21 protein-coding genes are annotated in these 23,696 nt (G+C 72.7%); 9 read left to right on the top strand and 12 right to left on the bottom strand.

The window, feature by feature from the left end; translation table 11 throughout:
• Positions 1–262: 262 nt before the first annotated feature.
• The 6 genes from ACIBIW_RS33640 to ACIBIW_RS33615 all read right to left on the bottom strand — a co-directional run bounded on the left by ACIBIW_RS33640 (position 263) and on the right by ACIBIW_RS33615 (position 6,911).
• Positions 263–1,606 carry an aminomethyl transferase family protein gene (locus tag ACIBIW_RS33640; protein ID WP_399341825.1) on the bottom strand — a complete coding sequence of 448 codons (1,344 nt, stop codon included), beginning with the start codon at positions 1,604–1,606 and terminating at the stop codon, positions 263–265.
• A gap of 174 nt (positions 1,607–1,780) precedes the next feature.
• Positions 1,781–2,665, bottom strand: a complete 885-nt coding sequence (gene folP, locus ACIBIW_RS33635; protein ID WP_399341823.1) for a dihydropteroate synthase — start codon at positions 2,663–2,665, stop codon at positions 1,781–1,783.
• Between the two features lie 561 nt (positions 2,666–3,226).
• Positions 3,227–4,018, bottom strand: coding sequence for an aldolase/citrate lyase family protein (locus ACIBIW_RS33630; protein ID WP_399341821.1), 792 nt, complete (start codon positions 4,016–4,018; stop codon positions 3,227–3,229).
• Positions 4,003–4,788: a 2-oxo-hepta-3-ene-1,7-dioate hydratase gene (locus ACIBIW_RS33625; RefSeq protein ID WP_399341818.1), complete on the bottom strand. Its 786-nt coding sequence runs from the start codon at positions 4,786–4,788 to the stop codon at positions 4,003–4,005. Before ACIBIW_RS33625 ends, ACIBIW_RS33630 begins: the two co-directional genes overlap by 16 nt.
• Positions 4,789–5,490: a GntR family transcriptional regulator gene (locus ACIBIW_RS33620; RefSeq protein ID WP_399341816.1), complete on the bottom strand. Its 702-nt coding sequence runs from the start codon at positions 5,488–5,490 to the stop codon at positions 4,789–4,791. It lies immediately after the preceding gene.
• Entirely contained in the window at positions 5,487–6,911 is a 1,425-nt protein-coding gene (locus tag ACIBIW_RS33615; RefSeq protein WP_399341815.1) for a fumarylacetoacetate hydrolase family protein, read from the bottom strand. Before ACIBIW_RS33615 ends, ACIBIW_RS33620 begins: the two co-directional genes overlap by 4 nt.
• 29 nt (positions 6,912–6,940) lie before the next feature.
• Between ACIBIW_RS33615 and ACIBIW_RS33610 the strand changes: the two genes are divergently transcribed.
• Positions 6,941–7,615, top strand: coding sequence for a GntR family transcriptional regulator (locus tag ACIBIW_RS33610; protein WP_399341813.1), 675 nt, complete (start codon positions 6,941–6,943; stop codon positions 7,613–7,615).
• On the opposite strand, the gene ACIBIW_RS33605 is transcribed toward ACIBIW_RS33610, so the two are convergent.
• Together ACIBIW_RS33605 and ACIBIW_RS33600 are read right to left on the bottom strand one after the other, a co-directional pair.
• A complete protein-coding gene (locus ACIBIW_RS33605) occupies positions 7,616–9,013 on the bottom strand; it encodes a DUF3500 domain-containing protein (RefSeq protein WP_399341811.1) in 1,398 nt (465 codons plus the stop codon).
• A 37-nt stretch (positions 9,014–9,050) separates the two neighbouring features.
• Positions 9,051–10,100, bottom strand: coding sequence for an amidohydrolase family protein (locus ACIBIW_RS33600; RefSeq protein ID WP_399341809.1), 1,050 nt, complete (start codon positions 10,098–10,100; stop codon positions 9,051–9,053).
• A 281-nt stretch (positions 10,101–10,381) separates the two neighbouring features.
• Between ACIBIW_RS33600 and ACIBIW_RS33595 the strand changes: the two genes are divergently transcribed.
• The 6 genes from ACIBIW_RS33595 to ACIBIW_RS33570 all read left to right on the top strand — a co-directional run bounded on the left by ACIBIW_RS33595 (position 10,382) and on the right by ACIBIW_RS33570 (position 15,500).
• Positions 10,382–11,122, top strand: coding sequence for a dienelactone hydrolase family protein (locus ACIBIW_RS33595; protein WP_399341807.1), 741 nt, complete (start codon positions 10,382–10,384; stop codon positions 11,120–11,122).
• A gap of 63 nt (positions 11,123–11,185) precedes the next feature.
• On the top strand, positions 11,186–12,466 hold the full coding sequence (locus ACIBIW_RS33590; protein WP_399341805.1) for an FAD-dependent monooxygenase: 1,281 nt from the start codon (positions 11,186–11,188) through the stop codon (positions 12,464–12,466).
• A 70-nt stretch (positions 12,467–12,536) separates the two neighbouring features.
• On the top strand, positions 12,537–13,025 hold the full coding sequence (locus ACIBIW_RS33585) for a nuclear transport factor 2 family protein (RefSeq protein WP_399341804.1): 489 nt from the start codon (positions 12,537–12,539) through the stop codon (positions 13,023–13,025).
• Positions 13,022–13,870, top strand: coding sequence for a fumarylacetoacetate hydrolase family protein (locus ACIBIW_RS33580; RefSeq protein ID WP_399341803.1), 849 nt, complete (start codon positions 13,022–13,024; stop codon positions 13,868–13,870). Before ACIBIW_RS33585 ends, ACIBIW_RS33580 begins: the two co-directional genes overlap by 4 nt.
• 3 nt (positions 13,871–13,873) lie before the next feature.
• Positions 13,874–14,302, top strand: coding sequence for a RidA family protein (locus ACIBIW_RS33575; RefSeq protein ID WP_399341800.1), 429 nt, complete (start codon positions 13,874–13,876; stop codon positions 14,300–14,302).
• Positions 14,303–14,315: 13 nt separating this feature from the next.
• Complete coding sequence (locus ACIBIW_RS33570) at positions 14,316–15,500, top strand: DUF3500 domain-containing protein (RefSeq protein WP_399341798.1); 1,185 nt, start codon at positions 14,316–14,318, stop codon at positions 15,498–15,500.
• A gap of 74 nt (positions 15,501–15,574) precedes the next feature.
• Here ACIBIW_RS33570 and ACIBIW_RS33565 read toward each other — a convergent pair whose 3' ends face one another.
• Positions 15,575–16,492 (bottom strand): LysR family transcriptional regulator, encoded by a 918-nt coding sequence (locus ACIBIW_RS33565; protein ID WP_399341829.1) that lies wholly within the window; start codon positions 16,490–16,492, stop codon positions 15,575–15,577.
• A gap of 149 nt (positions 16,493–16,641) precedes the next feature.
• Positions 16,642–17,979: an aminomethyl transferase family protein gene (locus ACIBIW_RS33560; RefSeq protein ID WP_399341796.1), complete on the bottom strand. Its 1,338-nt coding sequence runs from the start codon at positions 17,977–17,979 to the stop codon at positions 16,642–16,644.
• Between the two features lie 105 nt (positions 17,980–18,084).
• Here ACIBIW_RS33560 and ACIBIW_RS33555 point away from each other — a divergent pair, with 105 nt between their 5' ends.
• The gene (locus tag ACIBIW_RS33555) at positions 18,085–18,564 is read left to right on the top strand and encodes a MarR family winged helix-turn-helix transcriptional regulator (protein WP_399341795.1); all 480 of its coding nucleotides are present in this window, start codon (positions 18,085–18,087) and stop codon (positions 18,562–18,564) included.
• Between the two features lie 9 nt (positions 18,565–18,573).
• On the opposite strand, the gene ACIBIW_RS33550 is transcribed toward ACIBIW_RS33555, so the two are convergent.
• The gene (locus ACIBIW_RS33550; protein WP_399341793.1) at positions 18,574–19,674 is read right to left on the bottom strand and encodes an MBL fold metallo-hydrolase; all 1,101 of its coding nucleotides are present in this window, start codon (positions 19,672–19,674) and stop codon (positions 18,574–18,576) included.
• Positions 19,675–20,127: 453 nt separating this feature from the next.
• On the opposite strand from ACIBIW_RS33550, the gene ACIBIW_RS33545 reads away from it, so the two are divergent.
• Complete coding sequence (locus ACIBIW_RS33545; RefSeq protein WP_399341792.1) at positions 20,128–21,699, top strand: MFS transporter; 1,572 nt, start codon at positions 20,128–20,130, stop codon at positions 21,697–21,699.
• A gap of 399 nt (positions 21,700–22,098) precedes the next feature.
• Here the strand turns inward: ACIBIW_RS33545 and ACIBIW_RS33540 are convergent, their stop codons facing one another.
• Entirely contained in the window at positions 22,099–23,694 is a 1,596-nt protein-coding gene (locus tag ACIBIW_RS33540) for a (2,3-dihydroxybenzoyl)adenylate synthase (RefSeq protein ID WP_399341790.1), read from the bottom strand.
• Positions 23,695–23,696 lie beyond the last annotated feature (2 nt).

Below are 23,696 nucleotides of genomic sequence, written 5' to 3'. Positions count from 1 at the left end.
CCGACGTCCTTGCCGGTCATCTCCAGCGAGAAGCCCTCCAGCAACGACGCACTCACCGCCGCCTCACTCGGACTGCCGAGACTCATGATGCTCCTAACGGGTCGGGGGAAGGGCCCGGGGGCACGGGTGTGCGCGCGGGCCGGGGTATGGGGGGTGTGTGCACCGGCTGCCGGTCCGTCAGGCAGGTGTGGGACCGGTCCCGGGGCGCGGTAGGGGGCGGCCCGAGGCCATGCGGTGCGGGTGACCGGCCTCGGGCCGTGGTTCAGGTGTCGCGCCGGTACGTGGTGCGGGCGTGCCGGTCGAACGGGCTCGGCTGGACGACGGCGCGCACGCGCGGGAATCCGAGGTCGGCGTCGGGGGCGGTGCCGGAGCCGGGGTGTTCGCCCCACACCACCGCCACCTCGGTGCCGGGCCCGGCGTGGGCGGGGTCGACCAGGGCCTGGGAGAGCACGGTGCCGACCGGGTCGATCGCCGCGGTCTGCATGGTGACCCCGGCGAGCCCCGACGAGGTCTCCACCCGGTGGCGGGCGTAGCTGAGGACGAAGCCGGGGTCCGCTCCCCCGCCGATCACCCGGCGCACGTCGTCGGGGTCGAGGACCAGGGTCACCTTCCTGCGCAGGCCCTCGTCATGCCTGGCCCGCAGCAGGGCGTCCCTGCCGTGGAAGTCGTGGCCGAAGTGGATCAGCTTCCCGTAGCCCAGCTCGAACGGGGAGACGTAGTAGTCCTCGATGTCCTGTGAGAAGAAGCTGCCGTTGAGCGGGCGCTTGCCCTCGATGCCGAACAGCGGGAGCCACTTCCGGTACGCGGCCAGTTCGGGGTCCGCGTAGATGCCGGGGACGGGCGAGGGAATCCAGCCGCTCTCCACGCTCGGGGTGGTGTAGGCGAGCGCGCCGACGCGGACGAGGCCGAGCGGCTCACCGGCCTTCAGGAACGCCTCGTGGACGTAGGCGGCGTGCTCCCAGGGCCCGACGAACTCGTAGCCTGCCTGCCCCGCCATGCCGTGCCGCAGCGCCCTGAAGGCGCGGCCGTCCAGGGTGACGGGCGTCGAGTGGAAGAACTTGGTCTCCGGGATCGGGGCGCCGAAGACCCGCCCGATGAGTTCGAGGGCGGCCGGGCCCTGGATCTGGTAGCGGAAGAGCCGCGGGTCGCCCCCGTCGCGGAACGCGGTGGACGGGTCGGTGGTGAAGGAGACGTCGTAACCCCCCTGCTCCGCGTGGTACTTGACCCAGTGCTGGGCCGCGGGCACGCCACTGAGCAGATAGGCGTCCTCGGCTTCCCGGGCGAGGATGCCGTCGGTGACGATGTGGCCGTGCCGGGTGACGGGAACGTACTGCTTGGCCTGGCCGACGGCGAACCGCTCGAAGTTGTTGACGCCGTGGTCCGCGAGGACCCGGGTGGCGTCGGGACCCTCGATCCACATGTCGTACATGTGGTGCGAGAGGTTCAGCAGCGCCACGCCCTCGTGCCAGGCACGCTGCTCGACGCGCCAGCCGGCGTACTCGCGGTCGACCACCTCGGGCGTCCACGGCTCGGCGTCCGGCTGCCACAGCAGCCGGACCGGAGAGCCGGCCCTGTCGATGCCGTCCTGGAGGCTGGGGGTCGTCATAGAGGTGCTTCCTTCGTCTGTCGGAGCTGTCGGAGCTGTCGGGCTGTCAGGGCTGTCGGGCCCCGGTGGCTCGGATGGCCCGGATGGGCTTAATCGATCTAGCACACGGGGGGGAGGCGTGTCCGGCGGTCGTGGTCTGTTCCTGGGGCGGGCGAGTCTGTGGGCTTAATCGATCTAGTTCGCAGCGGTCGTCCAGGCCGCCGACATGCAGACGGCGTGGAGGCTGGAGCGGACGTCGTGCACGCGGACACAGGCGGCGCCCGCGCCCGCGGCGAGCGCGGACACGGCGGCCGTCGCGGCGTCCCGCTCGCCGGGCGCGCCCTCCCGACCGGTGCGGTCCCCCAGGGCCGCGCCGAGGAACCGCTTGCGCGAAGCGCCCACAAGGACCGGGAAGCCCGTCGCCCGCAGGGCGTGCAGATGGGCGAGGAGTCGCCAGTCGTGGCGGGCGCGCTTGGCGAAGCCGAGGCCGGGGTCGAGGATGAGGCGCCCCGGGTCCACCCCGTCGGTGACGAGCCTGTCCACGCGCACGAGGAGTTCCGAGGTGACCTCGGCGACCACGTCGCCGTAGACGGCCTGGCGGTCCATGTCGCGGCTCGGCGCCCGCCAGCGCACGGCGACGTACGACACCCCCGCCGCGGCGACGGTGGCCGCCATGGCCGGGTCGGCCAGGCCGCCGCTGACGTCGTTGACCATGCACGCGCCCGCGTCGACCGCGGCCCGTGCGGTGCCGGCGTGCATCGTGTCCACGCTGACCGGCACCCCGGCCAGGACCAGTTCCCGGACCACAGGCACTACCCGGGCGCGCTCCTCGTCCTGGGGGACGGGCCGGGCCCCGGGGCGCGTGGACTCACCGCCCACGTCGACGAGGTCGGCGCCGTCCGCGGCCATCCTCAGCCCGTGCCGCACCGCCCGCCGGGTGCCGTGGTGGCGGCCGCCGTCGGAGAACGAGTCGGGAGTGACGTTGAGAATGCCCATCACCAGGCATCTTCCGGGCGCGGGCGCGCCGTCCTGAAAGGGGATCGGGCGTCCCGCGGCGGTGTCGCGCTGTGGGTCGACCATGGGAGAGAGACCTCCTCCGTGCCCAGGCCCTGAGCCGTGGCGCGGGAGTACTAAATCGATATTGCTGTCAGGTTACTAGGCTTCGTTAAATCGTTCTAGTGATTCCTTGGTTTTTCTTCTTCTCGCAGGTCGGCGGGGTGGGTCTTGAGAATGGGCGGGCGCTGCCCCACCAGGGGTTCTTTGGCGCGTCCGCCAGGCCGCCCACGACCTCGGCTACGTCCCCCACGGCGTCGCCCGCGCCCTGCGCGAAGCCACCTCACGCGTCGTCGTCCTCACCATCGAACCCGGCCTCGAAGGCCACTACTCCCGCAGCTACATCGACGGCCTCGACACCGAACTCGCCGCCCACGCCCACGTCCTGCTCGTCCGCCACGGCCACGACAGCCCCATCCAGGTCCTCTGCTCATTCACGGTGCCGTGGGAGCGGTCGGCCTGCGCGGAGGCAGTCGCGGGGTGCCTCGCCCGGAAGCCGGAGACGACCGCGATCGCCGCCTTCAACGACGCCACCGCACTCCGCGTCCTCACCGCCCTCCACCCACCCGTCGCCCACATCGTCCCCCGTCAATCCGTCTGAACGGGGCCGGGGACGAAGCGTGCCGCGAACGACTCGGAGGCGCGGGCGAGCACCGACACGTCGGCGCCCACGAGGACGAACCGCGCGCCCGCGCCGAGGTAGGCGTCGGCCATGGCGGGGTCGAAGGCGTTGACCCCGGCCGGGGTGCCGGTGGCGAGGACGTCGGACAGGGCGCCGCGCACGGCGGCCATCACCTCGGGGTGGGACTGCTGCCCGATCAGGCCCATCGAGGCGGCCAGGTCCGACGGGCCGACGAACACCCCGTCGACGCCGTCCACTGCCGCGATCTCGGCGGCGTTCGCCACCGCCGCGGCGGTCTCCACCTGCACCAGTACCGACACGTGGGCGGAGGCCCTGTGCAGGTAGTCGTCGATGCGGTTCCAGCGGGCCGACCTGGACAGCGCCGAGCCCACCCCGCGCCGCCCGCGGGGCGGGTAGTGGGCGGCGGCCACCGCGTCCCGCGCCTGCGCCGCCGAGGACACCATCGGCACCAGGATCGTGCGCGCCCCGAGATCGAGGACCTGCTTGATCACGACGGGGTCGTCGCTCGGAACCCGTACGACGGTGTCGACCGGGTAGCCCGCGACCGCCTGGAGCTGGGCGAGTACCGACTCCAGGCCGTTGGGCGCGTGCTCCATGTCGACGAGGAGCCAGTCGAGTCCGCCGCCCGCGCAGATCTCGGCGACCAGCGGGCTGCCGCTGCACACCCACATGCCCACGAGCGGCCGGGTCGCCGCCGCCAGGGTGTCGCGGAGGGTCGAGGTCAGCGGAATCGGCATGAGATCGTCCCCATCGGTCCGTAGTCGCACAGGACGACATCGCCCCGGGATATCCAGATCGGCCTGGTGAAGGAGCCGGCGAGGACCAGCTCCCCGGCGCCGAGACGTCCGCCGTGCTGGTGCAGCTTGTTGGCGAGCCAGGCGACCGCCCTCGCCGGATGGCCGAGCACCGCGGCCGCCACACCGCTCTCCTCGACGTTCTCGTTGCGGTGCAGGAGGGCGGAGATCCAGCGCAGGTCGACCGCGTGGGGCCGGGTCGGGCTACCGCCGACCACGATCCCGCCGTACGCGGCGTTGTCGGCGATGGTGTCGACGATCGTGCGTCCCTCAAGCTCGATGTGGGAGTTGAGGATCTCCAGGGCCGGTACGACGTAGCGGGTGGCGTCCAGTACGTCGAAGAGCGTGCAGTGCGGGCCCTCCAGGGGGGTGTCGAGAAGGAACGCGATCTCGACCTCAAGCCGCACGTTGGAGAAGGCGTCGAAGTCGACGACCGCGCCGTTCTCCCACACGGTGTCGTCGAGGATGACTCCGTAGTCGGGCTCGGTGATGCCGGTGGCGGACTGCATGGCCTTCGAGGTCAGGCCGATCTTGCGGCCCGTCAGGCGGTGTCCCTCGGCGAGCCGGGTCCGGCACCAGGCGCTCTGGACGGCGTAGGAGTCCTCGATGGTGGCCTGCGGGTGGCGGGCGGTGATCCTGGGCACCACCGAGCGCCGCCGGTGGGCGTCGGCCAGTTCGGCGGCCAGGGCGTCGATCGTCTCGGGCGGCAGCATTCACGCTCCTTCTGACAGGGGTGGTCCTATGGAGTCGGGGTCGGGGCCGGGGTGGCGGGCGGTCAGGTCCGCGGTGCTCGATCCGGCGCGGTGTTCGCGGGCGGCCCGCTCGATCTCGGCGGCGGGGGCGCCGCTCTCGATGAGGTCGATCAGGGCCGCGTGCTCCGGCACCACCGCGGCGGCGCGGCCCGGTGCGATATGGGACAGCGAGCCGTGCAGGTGCCCGAGGCGCATCCACTCGGCGTGGATGAGGGCGAGCAGCCGGGGGTTGGGGCACTTGGCGTAGAGGGTGCGGTGAAGTTCCTGGTTGACCTCGCGGAAGACGCGGGGGTCGATGTCGGGGAGCCGGTGGCGCACCACGTCGTTGAGTTCCCTCGCGCGTGCGGTGTCGTCCCGGGTCAGGAAGGGGGCGGCCAGGGCCGTGGCCGCGCCTTCGAGCACGCTGATGGTCTGCATGGCGAAGCGGTACTGGGCGCCGTCGACGGCCGCGACCCGCGCGCCGACGTTGCGCTCGAAGACCACCAGGCCCTCCGCGGTGAGCGCGCGCACGGCCTCGCGTACCGGGACGACGCTCATGGACAGCTCGGTGGCGAGCGCGCTCAGCACCAGGCGGTAGCCGGGTCCGAAGGTTCCGGCGGCGATGCGCTCCCTGATCCACCGGTAGGCGGTCTGGGACTTGCTCTCCCGCTCCGGTGTGCTCACGGGTGCGACCGCCGCTCGGTGTAGCGGGCGCGCCAGGCGGCGTTCATGGGGAACAGCCCCTCCACGGGGTGGCCGGCGCGTACCTGTTCCGCGATCCAGGCGTCCTCGTCCTCCTGGGCGAGGGCGGCGTCGGCGACCTCCTCGGCGAGCGCGGGCGGGATGACCACGACGCCGTCCGTGTCGGCGACGATCACGTCGCCCGGCTGGACGGTGGCCCCGCCGCAGGCGATGGTCAGGTCGTGGTCCCACGGGACGTGTCTGCGGCCGAGGACGGCGGGGTGCCTGGCGGTGGCGTAGACGGGGATGCCGAGGGCGGCGACGGCATCGGCGTCGCGTACGGCGCCGTCGGTGACGATGCCGGCGGCCCCGCGCGCCTGCGCCCTGAGCGCGAGGATGTCGCCCAGGGTGCCCGCTGCCGGCTCGCCCCGTGCCTCGATGACGAGGACGTCGCCGGGGGCCACGGCGTCGAAGGCGCGCTTCTGCGCGTTGTAGCCGCCGCCGTGGGCCGCGAACAGGTCCTCGCGGTGGGGTACGAACCTGAGGGTCCTGGCGGTTCCGACGATCCGGGAGCCGGGTGCCAGCGGGCGGGGGCCGTCGATCGACACGTGGTCGAGTCCGCGTCTGCGCAGTTGCGCCGAGAGGCCGGCCACCGGGATGCGCGCGAGCCTGTCCCGGAGTTCGGGGGTCAGGGCCGGGCGGGGTGTGACGGGGGCGGGCAGTGCGCCCAGCCCGGCGTCGAAGGGGATGTGCCCGGCGACGACGGTGGTGCGCAGCCGTCCCGAGGTGGGTGTCCCGGGCGCGGTGGGGGCGTCCACCTCGACCTCCACGACGTCTCCGGGCGCGAGTTCCCGGGAGCCGGCGGGGGTGCCGGTGAGGATGACGTCGCCGGGGTCGAGGGTCAGATGCTGGGAGAGGTCGGCGACGAGCCGTTCGAGGGGGAAGAGCAGGCCGGCGGTGGTGTCCTGCTGGGCGAGTGCGCCGTTGACCCAGGTGCGCACCCGGAGGGCGGCGGGGTCGACCGCCCCGGCGTCGATCAGTCCGGGGCCGAGCGGGGTGAAGCCGTCGCCGCCCTTGGCGCGGAGGTGGGACCCGTGGTCCTGGTCCCGCAGGTCGGTGATGCCGAGGTCGTCTGCCGCGCTGACCCAGGCCACGTGCGCCCATGCCTCCTCGGGGCGGACCCGGCGGGCCGTCGCGCCGATGACGAGGGCGATCTCGCCCTCGCAGGTCAGGTGGGCGGTGCCGGCCGGGCGCTCCACGTGCCCGCCGGAGTCGGCCACCGAACTCGACGGTTTGAGGAAGTAGGACGGGTTCGCGGGTCTGCGGCCCTGCTCGGCGGCGCGCGAGGCGTAGCCGGTGTGGACCGCGATGATCTTTCCGGGGCGCCGCTCCCCGGGGCGCCCGGTGCTGCCGAGCACGGTCACCCTGTGCTCCTCTCAGTAGGATTCGCGGTATGCAGAGCAAAGCCGAGAAGTCCTTCCAGATCCTCAAGGAGAGGATCATGGACGGTACGTACGGGCCCGGCCACCGCTTGGTCATCAACCAGCTCGTGCGGGAGTACGGCATCAGCTCCGTTCCGTGGCGCGAGTCCCTGCGGCGTCTTGAGGCCGAGGGCTGGGTGGAGATCGTTCCGAATGTGGGCGCGCTGGTGCGCACCTTCGACACCGACGCCTGGCAGCAGGGGCTGAGCCTGCTGGCCCGCATCGGCGGCTATGCGACCGCGCTGTCGGCCCCCCGTATGACGGGGGATGACCTGGAGCGGGCGCGGCTTCTCAACCGGCGGATGGGCGAGGCCCTCGCCGCGTTCGACCCGGCACGCTTCGGCCGCCTCAACCGGGAGTTCCACGAGCTGCTTGCCTCGCGCGCCGGTGACGACCGGCTGGTCGCGATGGTCCACAACGAGTGGGCGCGGCTTGAGGTGATCCGCAAGTCGGCCTTCTGGTACGCGCCGGGGCGGGCGGAGGCGTCTTTGGCGGAACACGACGAACTCATCGCGCTGATCGAGGCGGAGGCCGATCCCGAGGCCATCGAGACGGCCGCGAGGCGGCACGAGATGAGGACGGTGGAGGCGGTCACCGAGTACGAGGCGCAGCTCCCCGTCGACGCCGTCGCGGACGACCACGGCTGATCACGCCCCGCGCTCGTGCCAGCGCGCGATGAGCGCGCGGCCGTAGTCGTTGCCGTTCGGGTGGCGCAGGGTGGTGTGCACGTGGAAGCGGGCGGGCAGCCGGTTGCCGAGCCAGACGCCCGCGTGGTGGTCGAGTTCGGTGAGGATCACCGGGCTGTCCACCCGCAGGTAGAACGGCTGGGAGCCGTCGGTGGCGCCGTACCAGGCGAACCAGGTGTCGTCGGTGTGGGCGTCGTACAGGTCGAGCAGCGCCTCGCGTTGGGCCGCCTTGAGCAGGAGTACGGAGTCGGCGACGACGGTGCGCAGCAGCGCGCGCTGTCGCGTGGTGAGGCCGGTGGCCCTGATTCCCTCGCGGGGGATCACCCGGTTGTCCTGGAAGGCGCCCGCGACATGGCGTTCGTCGGCCGGGTGCAGGCGGCCCTCGGGCATCGCGGGGTCGAGGACGGACGCGTAGACGACCGCTGCCGACCGCTGCCGTGTGTCGAGCGAGGTGGCGAGTTCGAGTGCGGCCTCCTCGCGGGCGGCGAAGAGCGGCGGGCGCTCCTCGGTGACGGCGGGTTCCGCGCCGAGGAAGACCGGGGCGATGACGTGGCGGCCGCCCACGGAGAGGAAGTTGACGGCCACGTGGTGGCCGAAGAGCTGCCAGCCCCAGGGGGCGAGGGGATCGGGCTCGCCGAAGAGGGAGAACCAGTAGCTGCGGTCGTTCATCACCGCCGGGAGTCCGACCAGGTCGCCCAGCACGCCGTTGAGTGCCATCGCGGCGGTGACCCGCTCGTGGCCCTCGGGGCTGAGCGAGGCGCGTACGACGCCGAGGGCCGACTCCGCTTTCTCGGGGGCCAGTTCCTCCAGGCGCAGTCCGACCCGGTGGACGACGAACTCGGGGTTGCTCCACGCCCGCCACTCGTGTGCGGTGACGGGGTGGCACACCGTACGCCGCTCCCGGTCGTCGAGGGCGGCCAGCAGGCGCTCGGCCGCGCGCTGCGGGGCCGGGTCGGGGTCCGGGTGGGCAGGCAGGTCGTACAGGCCCTCGCGGATCGCACCGTCGCGGGTGATGCCGGTGAAGGGCTGGTCGTAGTGGGAGCGCCAGGTCGCCAGGAGGTCACGGAGGAAGGGGGCGCGCAGGCGGTCGCGGGTGAACTCCTCGTAGTCCATGCCCCGTGCGGCTGCGAGCCTCGGGTCGTCGGGGTCGAGGAGGTGGCGGGTGTAGTCGTCGGCGGGCAGTTCGACCGCCTGGCGGCGGGGGGCGACACGGGCGGTCGAGAAGAAGCCGTCGATGTCCTCGTCCGCCTGGCCTGTTTCTTCCGCCTGGCCCGCACTGTCTGCCTGGTCCGTCCGGTCTGCCTGGTCCGCCCGGTCGCCCCGGTCGTACGGGCCTGCGGGGGTGTGGTGCTGACTCAAGGGCCTGCCCTCCTGGGGGCGTTGTCCGGGGCGCGGGTCAGACGGGAAGCCGGAAGAGGCGCTTGGCGTTCTCGAAGAGCACCAGTGCGCGGTCCTCGTCGGCGATGTCCACCGTCTCCTTGAGGAACTCCACGCCCTGGCTCATCCACCCGTAGAAGACGGGGAAGGAGGAGCCGAACATGTAGTGGTCGGCGCCGTTGACCTTGAGCGCGCACTCGACCTGGTCCTTGCCCCACGAGTGCGGGTGGGTCAGGTCGAAGTAGATGTTGTCGCGGAGGTAGCCGTTGACGGCGTCGCCTGTGCCCGGGTCGAGCCGGTGGATGGCCTCGTTCCTGGGCGACTTGTGCGGGGCCACGAGCGCGGTGTTGGCGAACCAGTTGCCGCCGAGCATGGTGTGGACGAAGCGCAGCCCCGGCATGCGGTCGAACATGCCGCTGAACAGCTCGCGGCCGACCGCGGTGGCCTGGTCCACGATGCGGCCGAACTCGCGCCGCAGGTTGGTGTAGTCGACGACCGAGCGCCACTCCACGGGCAGCGGTGTGTGGTGCACCACGACCGGGATGTCGAGCCGCTCGATGACCTTCAGATAGGGCTCGAAGACCTCGTCGTCCAGGTAGAGCTGGCCGTAGTGGCAGGCGAGTTGCACACCGACGGCGCCCAGTTCCCCGACGCAGCGCTCCAGTTCGTAGATGTTCTCCCTGCCGCCCCACGGCGGTACGCACGCGGTGGCGAAGAGCCTGCCACGGGAGCGCTCGACGATCTCGTGGGCGTTGTCGTTGACCTCGCGGCACGTCTCCAGGGGCAGCCACTCCTGCCACACCGGCACCCGCATGATCCCGTAGTCGACGCCCGCCTCGTCCATGGCGGCGAGCTTGGCCTCGGCGCTGTAGTCGCCGTCGATGTAGTTGAGGTTCTGGAAGCCGGCGGGCTTCTCCAGGATCAGGTGCTTGCGCCCGTCCTCAAGCTCCGCGACCCGGGCGATCTCCCCGAAGCCGCGCGGGGCGCTGTCGAGGAAGCCGTTGAGGATCTTCGGGTTCGAGAACAGGTCCTCGGGGAGGTGGTGGATGTTGATGTCGACCACGGTCATGGGAGAGGTCCCTCTCGTCGTACGTCGGTTTCTGCGGCTTGTCGGCACCCTCGGGCCCACCGTCTCGCCGGGGGCGTGCGGCCGCACCACGGATCAGATCGTGTACGAAATGTGATACGCAAGCTAGCCCGCCGCTTCGATGCATCGCAAGTGATTTCGCAATTGAAATCGTACACGATCTCATTTACGGTCCTGCTGTGACGGTGCGCCGGGACCGGCCGCCGCCGCCCGCCGCGCCTCTGTCCCCAGGCGGCGGGCCGACGGAGAAGGGATCTTCCGGCATGGGCGACGTGATCTCCCGCGATGTCGTGTACTGGCACGAGACGACCCGCATGCTCGGCCGCCTCTGCCTGCCGGCCGCCGCCCGCACCGGGGCGGCCGTCCTGCTGCTGCCCGACGCCCACGGGGTCACCGCGCACGCGGTCGGGACGGCCAGGCGCCTCGCGGGCCTCGGCCGTCCCGTCCTCGTCGCCGACCTGTGGGGCGAGCGGCTGCTGCCCACCGACGAGGCCGAGTTCGGCCCGCTCATCGGCGCCATGGCGGGCGACAGGGCCCGCTGGCTCGGGCGGGTGCGGGCGGCCCACCGGGCGCTCGCCGCCGCGCCCGAGGCCGGGACGGCGGACGTCGTCGCCCTCGGCTACTGCTTCGGCGGGTCTTCCGCGCTGGAGTACACCCGCTCCGGCGCCGAGGTGGCGGGCGTGATCAGCGTGCACGGCGGCCTCGACCTCGTCGGCTCCGACTGGTCGGCGGCGGGCAGCGCCCCCGTACTGGTCTGCACCGGTGCCGACGACCCCATGGCCACCGCCGACATGCGCGCCCGGCTCGCGTCCGGGCTGAGCGGGGCGGGCGTCGACTGGCAGACGCATGTGTACGGCGGCACCGTCCACGCCTTCACAAGACCGTCGGCGAAGTCCTCGCCGCGCCCCGGTGTCGTCGCGTACAGCGCCCGCGGTACCGCGCGGGCCTGGGACGCGGCCCTCCGCTTCCTGCACGAGATCGACGCCCCGCGGCAGGACACCTGACCGCCGCGGCCGTCCGTCCGCACCCCCCGGGCGCCGCGGCGCCCCACCCACCCGAGGATGCCCATGACCAGCAGCTCTCTCGACATCGCGATCGTCGGCGCGGGACCGGCGGGCCTTGCCGCCGCCCTGCGCCTGCACCAGCGGGGCTTCAGGCCCCGGATCTACGAGGCGGTCCCCGAGCTGAAACCGCTCGGCGTGGGCATCGACGTGAAGGTCTACGGCACCAGGGAACTCGACGAACTCGGCCTGCTCCAGGAGTTCCGGGCGATATCCGTCGACGCCCGGGAGTCGATCTTCTACAACAAGTACGGTCAGGAGATCTACGCCGAACTCTGCGGCGTCCACATGGGCTACCTCCACGAGCAGCGCTTCGTGCACCGCGGCCGCCTCCAGATGCTGCTGTACCGCACCGTGCTCGAACGGCTCGGCGCGGACGCCGTCGTACTGGGCGTGCGCTGCACCGGGTACGCCCAGCACGACGGGCGGGTGACGCTCGACCTGGTGGACCAGGAGGGCAGGGCCTCGCAGGTGACCGCGGACCTCGCGGTCGGGGCGGACGGCATCAGGTCCGGGATGCGCCGGCAGATGCACCCCGGCGCCTCCCGCCCGGTGTACTCCGGCATCACCATGTGGCGGGGCACGACCCTGATGGAGCCCTTCGGCAGCGGCGGCACGATCCTGCACATCGGCGCGCCCCAGACGTCGAGCATGATCGTGTACCCGATCGCCGACGACTTCGAGGGCAGCGGCAAGACCCTGGTGAACTGGGTCGTGGAGGCCACCCGCGAGGAGTCCGACGAGGACTGGAACCAGCTCGGCAGCGTGGACGAGATCCTGCCTTACTACGAGCAGTGCGACATCGTGCACCTCGACGTGCGGGAGATGATGCGCAACGCCCGCGAGGTCTACCTGTTCCCGCTCATCCGGCACGACCCGCTCGACACCTGGACCGACGGCCGGGTGCTCCTCATCGGCGACGCCGCGCACGCGATGTACCCGCGCGGCGGCAACGGCGCCTGCCAGGCGATCGTGGACGGCGGTGCGCTCGCCGGGCAGTTGGCCGCGGCGCCGGACGTGCCCACGGCGCTGCGGGCGTTCGAGGAGCAGCGCCTCCGGGCGGTCAACGGCATCGTCATAGCGCACCGCGGCGAGGGCTACGAGGTGATCCGCCGCATGGTCGAGGAGCGCACCGGCGGCGAGCGGTTCACCGACATCGAGGACGTGCTGCCGCTCGCCGAGGCCGACGCCATCTTCAGCACGTACCACGCGCTCGTCGGCCAGCCCCGGCCCGGGCACGGGGCGGGCGACGCCACCGGGTTCCGTACCGAGAACGCCCACCGCTGACGCCTGCCGGCCGGCCGTGCCCGCGGACCACGCGGCGCGGCGGCCGGGGATCTTCGCACGAAGGACGGACATGGACTCTTCCCGCCCCCACCCCGTGGTGCACGCCGACGACGCCACCCGGGCCCAGCTCCTCGCGGTGGAGGAGCGACGGCGCACCGCGCTCCTCGCCGCCGACCTCACCACCCTCGACGACCTCTACGACCCGAGCCTCATCCACACCCACGCGCCGGGGCTCACCCACGACAAGGCGCAACTCCTCCAGCACGTCGCGACCCGGCGGGCCTATCTCGACATGGCGCGCGGCCCCCTGACCATCCGTCTGATCGGCGATGTGGCGATCATGACGGGCCGCATCAGCAACCGGCTCGCGAGCCCCGACGGTACGGAGCGGGTGGTGAACGGGCAGGTCATCCAGGTGCTGCGGCGGTGCGATGACGGCGCCTGGCGGTTCGTCAGCTTCCAGATGACCCCGGACGGCGCGCATGTGTGGCCGGCCACGGAGGCGGAGCGTGCGGGCCTCACGGACACCACCATCGAGCAGAAGGGCCACTCCGTATGAGACTCGCGCGCTTCCATACCGCGGAGGGCCCCGTACGGCTCGGCCGCGTCGAAGGCGACCTGGTCACCGACGTCTCCGGCGAGGTCGGGACCTCGCTGCGGGCGATCCTGCCGGACCTGGCCGCCCTGGCGGAGCGCGTCGCCCACGCGCGCGGCAGGACGCACCGGCTGGCCGACGTCGTCCTCGACGCGCCGGTCGACGACCCCCAGAAGTACCTCGGCATCGGCATGAACTACCGTGCGCACGCCGAGGAGGCACGGCGGGCGGGCATCCCCGTACCCGAGCACCAGATGTGGTTCAACAAGCAGGTGTCCTGCGTCGTCGGCCCGCACGCCGGCATCGTGAAGCCCCGCCTCTCCGACGAACTCGACTACGAGATCGAGCTGGGCGTCGTGATCGGGCGCCGCTGCAAGCACGTGGCCGCCGAGGACGCCCGGTCGGTGATCGCGGGCTATCTCGTGGTGAACGACGTGTCGGTACGGGACTGGCTGGCGAAGCGCTCGCCCACCTTCACCCTCGGCAAGTCCTTCGACACCCACGGCCCCATCGGCCCCTGGCTCACCACGGACGACGAGATACCGGACCCGCTGGAGCTGCGGATGACGCTGACCGTGAACGGCGAGGTCCGCCAGGACTGGCCGACCGGCGACATGATCCACGACATCTACCAGCAGATCGCCTACCTGTCCCAGGTCTTCACCCTCATGCCGGGCGACATCCTCGCCACCGGCACCCCGTCCGGCATCGGCGCGCCCTCGGGCGACTTCCTGCGGGTGGGCGACGTGGTGCGCGCCGAGATCCAGGGCCTCGGCGCCCTGGAGAACCGTGTCGTGGCGGAAGGCTGAGCCATGGCCGAACGCATCAGTATCGAGCTGCCGGGCTTCCGGCACACCAACCCCATCCCGGTGGCCAGCCGTATCGGCCCCTTCCTCGCCTCCGGCTCCCTCACGGGCCGCGATCCGGTGACCGGGGAGCTGCCGCCCGGCCTCGACGGGCAGTGCGCCCATGTCTTCGGGCACGTCAGGGCCCTCATGCGGGCCGTGGGCGGCAGTACCGACGACATCCTGAAGATGACGTTCCACCTCGCGGAGCCGGGCGACCGCGCCGCGCTCAACCGCGAGTGGCTCGCCCTGTTCCCCGACCCCGCGCGGCGGCCCGCGCGCCAGGTGCTCGCCGCGCGGCTCGGCGGTGCGGCCCTGGTGCACTGCGACCTCCTCGCCGTGCTCCCCGCCTCCCCCGAGCCGCCCGTACCCGAACCGCCGCACCCGGCCGACTGACGTGGGAGGAACCGTGCACGAGCCATCCGCCACGAGCCACGAGGCGCCCCGCGCCATCAAGAGGATGCTCTTCTGCGCGTGGGCGCTGCTCGACTCGCTCCCGCCCGAAAGACGGGAGCGGATGCACATCCCCGAGATGGCCGATCCGCGGCGCGTGGACTGGGACTTCATCCCCAGGCCCGACCGCACGGGCGTGCCGCTCAGCGCCATGGACGGCCACCAGCGGACGCTGGCGCACACCCTGATGAAGTCCGGCCTCAGTGTGCGCGGCTACAGTCAGGCGCTCGCCGTGATGGCCACGGAGAACATCCTGCGCGAACTCGACGTGATCGAGCGGGAGTTCGGTGTCTTCGCCGGTGACTTCCGCAATCCCGACGCCTACTGGTTCACCGTGTTCGGGCGGCCGGGGTTCGAGGACACCTGGGGGTGGCGCGTCGTCGGCCACCACCTCTCGCTGAGCTTCACCGTCGTCGCCCAACGGTATCTGACGGTCACTCCGCTGGCCATGGGGGCGATGCCGGTCCCGGCCGGGGCCCTCGACCCGCTGGGCGGGCACGGCCGTATGGCGTTCGACATCCTGCACTCCCTCCGGCCGGGCCTGCGGGCGCGGGCGGTCATCCACGACGTGGCACCGGCGGACTTCGTCACCCGCCAGGTGCCGCGTGTCGGCGCCGAGGAGTGGCCCGACCCCGTCGACCTGGGCATCGTGGGCTACACCACCACCGAAGAGGACCGCCGCAGGCTCCGCTTCACCCGGCGGGACCCCTCGGGTGTCAGCGGGGCCGACCTCAGCGCCGGTGAGCTGAACGCCGTCAGGGAGCTGCTGATGCGCTACGTCGGGACCGGGCCGGAGGAGCTGACCGCCGGGTACCGGGAGCGGGTGTTCCGCGAGGACCCGGCGGCGCTGCGTTTCGCGTGGGCCGGCGGGACGGAGCCGGACACCGCGCACTACTACCGCGTCTCCACCTCGGGGCTGCTGGTCGAGGCGGACAACGCGGTCGCGGCAGGCCAGCACATGCACACCGTCTGGCGGGACCTCGACAACGACCTCGGGCACGAGCTGCTGCTCGACCACTACGCGCGGCACGGGCACCACGGCGAGCACCTGAACCGCCGTCTGGTCTCCAACCGGCAGGACGCCGAAGGCCCGCTGCGCACCGACGCCTGGTATCCCGCCCAGGCATACCGCGGGCACTGACCCGGCCGCCTCCGACCCGCGCACACCGCCGCGCCCCGGACGCGCCCCCCGGCGCCCGGGGCGCGGTGGGTGTGTCAGCCCGTGGGTGCGGGCCGCCCTCCCCCGGGCGCCGGGTGCTCCTCGAACCAGCGGCCCACGAAGTCGAGCAGGGCGCCGACCCGCCGCGGTGTCGCAGCTCCCGCCGCGTGCACGGCGCACAGCGAGCGCTCCCTGCCGTGGAACAGCACCTCCAACTCCCCCGCCGCGACGGCCTCGTACGCCGACCGCAGCGGCAGCAGGGCGATGCCCCTGCCGCGCACGGCCGCCTTCTGGAGGGCGAGGTACGAGTTCGTCCCGAAGGCGCTGCGGGAGATCTTGTGCACCTGCTGCCCGCCCCCGGCCGCCAACCGCCAGTACACCTCGTGGTCGTGGGTGAGGCAGTCGTGTCCCGCCAGTTCGTGGACCTCCCGTGGGCGGCCGCGCGCGTCGAGGTAGGCCGGTGCGGCGCAGAGCACGAAGGGCAGGGTGGCGATGCGGCGCGGGCTCATGCGCGAGTCCCGGATCGGGCGGGTGTAGAAGGAGACGTCGAACCCGTCGTCGAGGAACGCGTAGGGCCGTTCCTGGACGCCGCCGAGCGCGAGCCTGACCTCGATGTCGGGATGGCGTACGGAGAAGTCCGCGATCGCGTCCCCGAGGTCGAGGCTGCCGAGCCACTTCGGGCAGATGACGGAGAGGGTGCCCGCGAGGCTGGTGTGGGCCCGTGCAAGGCTCCGCTCCTCGCGCTCGATCTCGCCCAGGACGCGGCGTGCGAAGGCGGTGTAGCGGGCGCCGTTCTCGGTCAGGGTCACGGAGCGGGCCGTCCTGTTGATCAGCCGCACCCCGAGGCGCTTCTCCAGGCTGGTGATGTGCCGGGAGACCGACGAGGCGGAGGTGCGCACCGCCTCCGCGGCGTCCGCGAAGCTCTCCGTGTCGGCGACGGCGACCAGGCTGCGCATGACCAGCAGTCGATCCATCGTCACGCGCCTCCACGCACCGCCGCCGTACCGGGTTGCCCGCGACCATGGTCCCCGGCGGCACTAGATCGTGCAAGTTTCCCCGGAGGCGCGCGAGGTGCGGGCGGCTTCGGCGTGCGGGCGGGCGGGGCGGCGGTGCCCCGCCCGGCTCAGTCCTGGCGGTAGCCGGCCCTGGCGAACTCGTTGTAGGGGCAGGGCTGTACGGTCGCGCGGATGCGGGGCAGGCCGAGTTCGGCGTCGGGGGCCGTGTCGCCGCCCGGGTGGTCGCCCCATACGACCGTCACCTCGGTCCCCGGCTTCGCCGCCTCGGGCGCGACGAGGGCGAGGCTGAGCATGGTGCCGTAGGGGTCACTGAAGGCCGTGTACTCGGTCTTGCCGACCAGGGCGCCGCCGCTCTCCACCCGCTGTTTGGCGAGCGTGTTGACGATGCCGTGCCCCTCGCCGAGCACGGAGGCCACGTCGTCGGCGCGCATCACCAAAGTCACCTTGTGGCGCCGCTCCCCCGCGTCCCTGAGCGCCCGCAGCGCGTCACGGCCGAGGAAGTCGTGCCGGAAGGAGACGGAGCGGCCGTAGCCGAGTTCGTAGGGGGTGACGTAGTAGTCGGCGATCCGCGGGGAGTAGAAGCTGCCGTGCAGGGGCTGCATGCCGTCGGGGGTGTGCAGCGGCAGCCAGGTGCGGTACGCGGTCTGGCCGGCGCTGTCGTCGTAGATCGCGGGGATCGGCGCGGGCACCCAGCCGCCCTCGGCCTGGGCCGTCGGGTAGGCCAGTGAGCCGACCCGCTCAAGCCCGAACTGCTCCCCCGCCTCCAGCAGCGCGTCCCTGACCGGCGCGTGGTCGGCGTGGTCCCCGATGAACTCGTATCCCGGCTGACCGGCCATGCCGTGGCGCAGCGCGCGGACCCTCCTGCCCGCGAGGGTGACGTCCGACGCGTGGAAGAACTTCGTCTCCGGCAGCGGGCCCCGGAAGGCCGCCTCGGTCAACTGGCGCGCGTAGGGGCCCTGTATCTGGTAGCGGAAGAACGGGGGGATGTGGGACGGGTCGCGGGAGCAGTCGGGGTCGCTGGCCAGTTCGACGTCGTAGCCGCGCTGTCGCGCGTGGTAGGTGAGCCAGTTCTGGACGGTGGGGCGGCCCGTGACGACGTAGTCCCGCTCGCCGCGGCAGAGCAGGATGGCGTCGCCGACCAGGAACCCGTTCTCGTTGACGACGACGAGCTGCTTGGCCTGGTTGGCAACCACGTTGTCGTAGTTGTTGGCGCTCAGCTCGCTGAGCATGCGGGTGGCGTCGGGCCCCGATACGAAGGTGTCCCACATGTGGTACGAGAGGTCCATGAGTGCCACACCGCCGTGCCAGGCGGCCTGTTCCTTCCGCCAGCCCGCGTACTCGGGCGCGACCACGGGCGGGGTCCACGGCTTCGGCCGGTCGGTCCAGCGCAGCCGTACCGCGGAACCTGCCTCGGTGATGCCGTCCTGGAGACTGGGTGATGCCATCGCGCGTTCCTCTCGTCCAGGCTCGCGTCCCACGCGAGCTCGAATGACAGATGTATGGCAACATAGAAGGTGTCTGATAACAACCCCGTTCGAAGGAGTCGGCCCGTGCCGGACGCGGTGACACCGTGGGACGACGCGTTCACACATGTGCTCTGGCGTGCGCAGAACGCCGTGCACCGGGAGGTGCAGGCGGCCCTCGACGGTCTCGGGGTGACGGCGACCCAACTCGGGCTCGCCGTCCACCTCGACGACCTGGGCCCGCTGTCGGCCGCCGATCTGTCCCGGGGCTTCCACATCGCCCCCCAGAGCGTCGGCACGGCCCTCGGCCGTCTTGAGAAGCTCGGCTGGGTGCGGCGCCGTACCCACCCTGTCCACCGCCGGGTCGTGCTCTACGTGCTCACCGACCCGGGCCTGGCGGGCGTGGCCGAGGGCCGCCGGGTGATGGCCGCGGCGAACACCGCCGTGACGGCGGGCCTCTTGGCCGACGAGGCCGCGCAGTTGATCGCGCTGCTGCGCAGGGTCACGGCCGGGATCGACCCGCCCGACGCACCGGTGGCGTCCGCCTGGCCGGTGCGCGGGGAGTGACGGCGGGGGTCAGCGCAGGCTGACGGCGTCCAGGTCGCTGCCGACCAGGACCCGCCCGCCGTATCCGCGCTGTGCCCAGCGTTGCCACTTGCGCGGGTCGAGGGGCTGCTGCGCCATGTCGCCGATGTGGCTGAGCACCAGCCGGTCCACGTCGGCGCTCTGGGCGACCCTGCCGACGTCCTGGACCTCGACGTGCCCCCGCACCAGGTGGTCGGCGACCGCGGGCGGGCCGGACCACCCCTGGACGTTGATCGCCTCGTGGACCAGCACGTCCGAACCCCGTGCCAGCGCGACCAGGTTCCGGTGGCGGGTCGTGTCGCCCGAGAAGGTGACGGAGCCGTGGTCGGTGTCGAAGCGGAAGGCGAAGGCGGGGAAGACGGGGCCGTGCGGCACCAGCACCGCGCTGACCCGTACCCGCTCGTCCTCCATCACCGTGAACGGCCGCATGTCGGGGGCGGTGTGCCGGAAGTCGGCGTCCGCCGGGGTGGGGATCTCGCGCGCGTCGGCCAGGCTCAGGGGCGCGCGCACGCCCGAGTCGCGCAGGAAGACGTTGGTGCTGTAGGCGAAGGCGGCGTCGGCGTGTGCGAGGAAGCCCGCGAGCCCCGGCGTCGGGTCGCCGGGACCGGCCGTCGGCACGTGGCCGCCCCCGTACACCGGGGGCAGCCCGCCCGCGGGCCCGGGGCCGTACACCGGGACGGGCCCCGTCAACGTGTCGCCCTGGGCGGGGAGTTGGAAGCCACCGAACAGGAAGATCTGGAACAGGTCCGCCACATGGTCGGCGTGCAGATGGGTCACGAACACCGCCCGCAGATCCGCCCACGCCAGACCCGCCGCCGCGTACTGCGACACCGCACCGCGACCGGCGTCGACCAGGTACGTGGCCCCGTCGACGACCAGAGCGGAGGCGATGCCCGCACGGTGTGCGTCAGGCGGCGGTCCGCCCTGGGTGCCGAGCAGGATGACCGAGGCGCCGCGCCCGGCACTGCCGCCGGTCCGTGGCGCGGCCCGCGTCGACGCCGCCGCGCGGCCGGGCGGGAGCGCCGCCGCGGCGCCGAGGGCTCCGGCCGCCGCCAGGAGCCGGCGCCTCGGGTTGCGTGCTTCCTCACACACGTCTGACCTCCACTCCGTGTGACACCTCCAGGGGCCTGCGGACCGTAACAACCCCGGAGCACCGTGGACACGACGTCGTCCCGTGCAGGGCGTGAAAGCAATGGGTGCGGTGGGCGGAGAGGGCGGGGCGAGGGGGCACACGGCCGCAGGGGTGCTTGCCGCGGGCGGGCGCGCTTCCCCGAGAACGTGCAGGCCAGGGCCGCATGACAGCCCCGTGCGCACGGAACGGTTCAGCTTATCTTGCGCGTCCGACGGCATCTCCGCACCGCCCCGCCAGGTATACGGTCCGGGGAACCCCCCTCCCCGCCGACGGGCCACGTCGACCACGCCGTCCGGTCCGTGCCCTTCGCGCTCCCCGTCCCGCAACCACGTCGAGAGGTGGCCATGCCGGCAATCGCTCCGTCCACGTCGCCGCAGCCCTCCGCGCCGCCGGGCGCACACCGCCATGCGCGCGTGACGATCCTGCTTGCCTGTGTGGGGGTGTTCGCGTCCTATCTCCCGGTCGTCGGTGTCTCGGTGGCGCTGCCGGTCATCCAGCGGGCGCTCGACGCCTCGACCACCGGGTTGCAGTGGATCACCGACGCCTTCATCCTGCCGACCGCGGCGCTGCTCCTCACCTGCGGCATCCTCGGCGAGCTGTACGGGCGCAAGCGGCTCTACCTCGCGGGGCTCGCCTCCTTCTGCGTGGGCTCCCTGGTGTGCCTGACCGCGCCCGACGTGGTCCTGGTCTGCGTCGGGCAGGCGCTCGCGGGCGTCGGGGCCGCGGCGCTGCTGCCCGCCACGCTGGCGCTGATCAGCCATGTCTGCCAGGACCACCGCGAGCGGGCGCGTGCCATCGCCTGGTGGACCGCGTCCCTCGGACTCGGGCTCACCCTCGGCCCGGTGGTCAACGGTGTGATCGTCGAGCATCTGAGCTGGCGCTGGATCTTCCTCCCCGCCCTGGTCATCGGCGCGGCCACGCTGGTCGTCGGCGCGGTGCTGCTGCCGGAGAGCCGGTCGGCGCGCGAGCGCCATCCGGACGTGCCGGGCCAGCTCCTCGCCGTCGTGGCCATCACCGGGCTGGTGTACGGCGTCATCGAGGGCGGCGGCGGGGAGTGGGCCTCGCCCACGGTCGTCACCGCGTTCTGTGTGGCCGCCGCGGCGTTCGCGGCACTCGTCGCGGTGGAACTGCGCTCGCCCGCCCCGATGCTGGACATGCGGCTCTTCGCCTCCCGGGCGTTCTCGGGGGCCGCGTTCGTCATGGCGGTCACGCTCTTCGCCCAGGTCGGCCTGGTGTTCGCGCTGAGCGAGTACTTCGGGCTCGTCCACCACGCGTCGACGCTGGACATCGGCGTACGCCTCCTCGCCCTCAACGGCTTCACGGTGCTGCTCGCGCCGGTGGTGGGGCGGCTGATGAACAGGGTGGGACCGGGCGCCGTGCTCGTCGCCGGGCTGGTGGTGAGCTGCGCCGGGGCGCTGTGCGTGTGCTTCTTCCACGCGTCGACCGGCACGGGGGCGGCCGCCGCGGTGATCGCCGTGCTGGGGGTGGGCATCGCCCTGGCCCTCGCGCCCATCACCACCATCGCGATGAACAGCCTCCCCCGCCGTCTCGCCGGAACGGCGGGCGCGGCGAACAGCGCGCTGCGGCAGATCGGCAGCGCGCTCGGCCCGGCGGTCTTCGGCGCCCTCCTCACCCACCACACCCTGGCCGCCCTGCCGCGGCACCTCGCCGGGTCCGGGCTCGCCCCCGGGGACCGGGGCGAGGTCCAGGGCCTGATGTCCCATGTGGGCATCCAGGCCGGGGCGTTCCTGCGTCTTGGCACGCCGGAGGCGACGGGGCGTGCGTTCGGGGCCTACGGGGCGAGCTTCACGGACGCGCTGCATGTCTGCGCCCTGGTCAGCGGCGTCGGCCTGCTGGCCGCCGCGGTGGTCGCGGCGGCCACGATCGGGTTCCGTGCGCGTGCGCGCAGCGGGGAGCCGGTGGAGGCGGTGCCGGAGCGGGCGGCGCCGCGTACGGCCGCGGGGGCGCAGGCCGAGGAGGACTGAGGGGCCACGGCCCCCTCCGAGTCCCCCGGGGGCGCTCCGAACATGGCTGGTCGGAGATCAGTCCTGCCGCTGTGAGCGGGGCCGCTACGAGAGCCCTGGCCAGCCCGCCGGTGAGCCCAGGCCGGATCGAAGACCTCACGCGTGACGGGGGCACCGGAGCCCGTGCTGAGCTTCCCCGTGATCCCGCCGCTACAGCCCAGGAACGAGGGCCTGTCCGGTTCAAGTTGCGCCCTTCGGTCGCCCCCCGGGGCGGCCGCGAGCAGCACCCTGAACGCACCGAGGGCCGGACCGGCGAACACGCGCCACAGCGAGCCGGCGCCGACGCCGCGCACCTCAATGGATTCGGAGGTCGTCTTCATCTGGCTCACTCTGCGAGCCGAAGCCGACTTCGGGCCGAGGCTATGGCTGTGCCCAGCGCGCCAGCGCCGCTCTGTCTGTCTTTCCCAGTGCGGTGCGGGGCAGCGAGGGCAGTACACGTACTTCGTCGGGGAGCTTGTAGGGGGCGAGGCCGCGGGCAGTGAGGTGGGTGGTGAGGTCCGCCCGGGTGGGCGGGTCGCCGCGGGGGACGACGCAGGCGCAGGTGCGCTCCCCCAGCCGGTCGTCGGGCAGTCCGACCAGCACCGCGTCATGAACCGCGGGGTGGGACAGCAGGTGGTTCTCGACCTCCTCGACGGGCACCTTCTCGCCGCCTCGGTTGATGACGTCCCCGCCGCGGCCCTCCACGACCACATGCCCGCTGGGGAGCAGGCGTACCAGGTCGCCGGAGCGGAAGAAGCCGTCCGGTGTGAACGTGCGCGCGTTGTGCTCGGGGGCCCGGTAGTAACCGCGCAGCGTGTAGGGGCCGCGGACGAGAAGTTCTCCCACCTCGCCCGTGGGAACCGTCTGGTCGTCGGGGCCCACCACGCGGAGCTCGTCGTCCGCGCTGAGGGGGCGGCCCTGCGAGGCGAGTACGAGGTCGTCCGGGTCGTCGAGGCGGGTGAAGCAGAGCAGGCCCTCGCCCATACCGAACACCTGCTGGAGGCGGCACCCCAGTTCGGGGCCGACACGCCGGGCCGTCTCCGTCTTCAGCCGGGAGCCGCCGACTTGCAGGAGCCGCAGACTGGACACGTCCTCGTCGGCCCATGCCATGGCCTCAAGCCACAGCAGCACGAGGGAGGGGACCAGGGCGGTGACCGTGACACGTTCCCGGGCGATCAGCGGAAAAGCGGTGTCGGGACTGGGGTCTGGGCACATCACGACCGTGCCTCCCGCGTGCAGCGTTCCCAGGAGCCCCGGGCAGGCCAGGGGGAAGTTGTGCGCGGCGGGCAGCGCGGTCAGACAGCGGTCGGCCTCGGTGAGCCGCGCCACCTCGGCGGCGGCGGTGGCGTTGTACACGTAGTCGTCATGGGTGCGCGGGATCAGCTTGGGCGCTCCCGTGGTGCCGCCGGAGAGGAGGAGCAGCGCCACGTCCGAGGGATCGGGCGCGGGTGCCGGGCCGGGGGTGGTCGGCAGGGCGGCGAGGGGGGTGAACTCCTCGGCGTCCCCGGCGACCAGCACGTGCCGCAGCCGTGGTGCGTGCGCGCGCACGGCACGGGCCAGGGGGCGGTGGTCGAAGCCCAGGTGGGTGTCGGGGATGACGTAGGCGACCGCCTCGGAGAGGGCGAGGAGATGGGAGATCTCGGCTTCACGGTGGGCGGGCAGCGCCAGTACCGGGACCGCGCCGAGACGGAAGAGGGCGAAGGACAACTCCATGAACTCGGCGATGTTCGGCAGGTGCACGAGCACCCGGTCGCCCCAGCCGATGCCGAGACGCCGTATTCCCGCCGCAAGGCGGTCCGCGCGCACGTCCAGGTCCCGGTATGTCCAGCGGCGTGCCCCGTCCACCACCGCGACCGCCTCGGGGGTGGCCTCCGCCCGGTCGCGCAGCAGGGAGCCGAGGGTGCGGCCGCGCCAGTGGCCGTGGGCACGGTAGCGGTCGGCGAACTCCCGCGGCCACGGTTTGAATCCGTCCAGCACGC

Origin of the sequence: Streptomyces sp. NPDC050560, assembly GCF_044457285.1 — a bacterium.
In the GTDB taxonomy this organism is placed as follows: Bacteria; Actinomycetota; Actinomycetes; order Streptomycetales; family Streptomycetaceae; genus Streptomyces.
The sequence above is the reverse complement of the archived record's forward strand: the minus strand, read 5'-3'. Positions and strand labels throughout refer to the sequence as shown.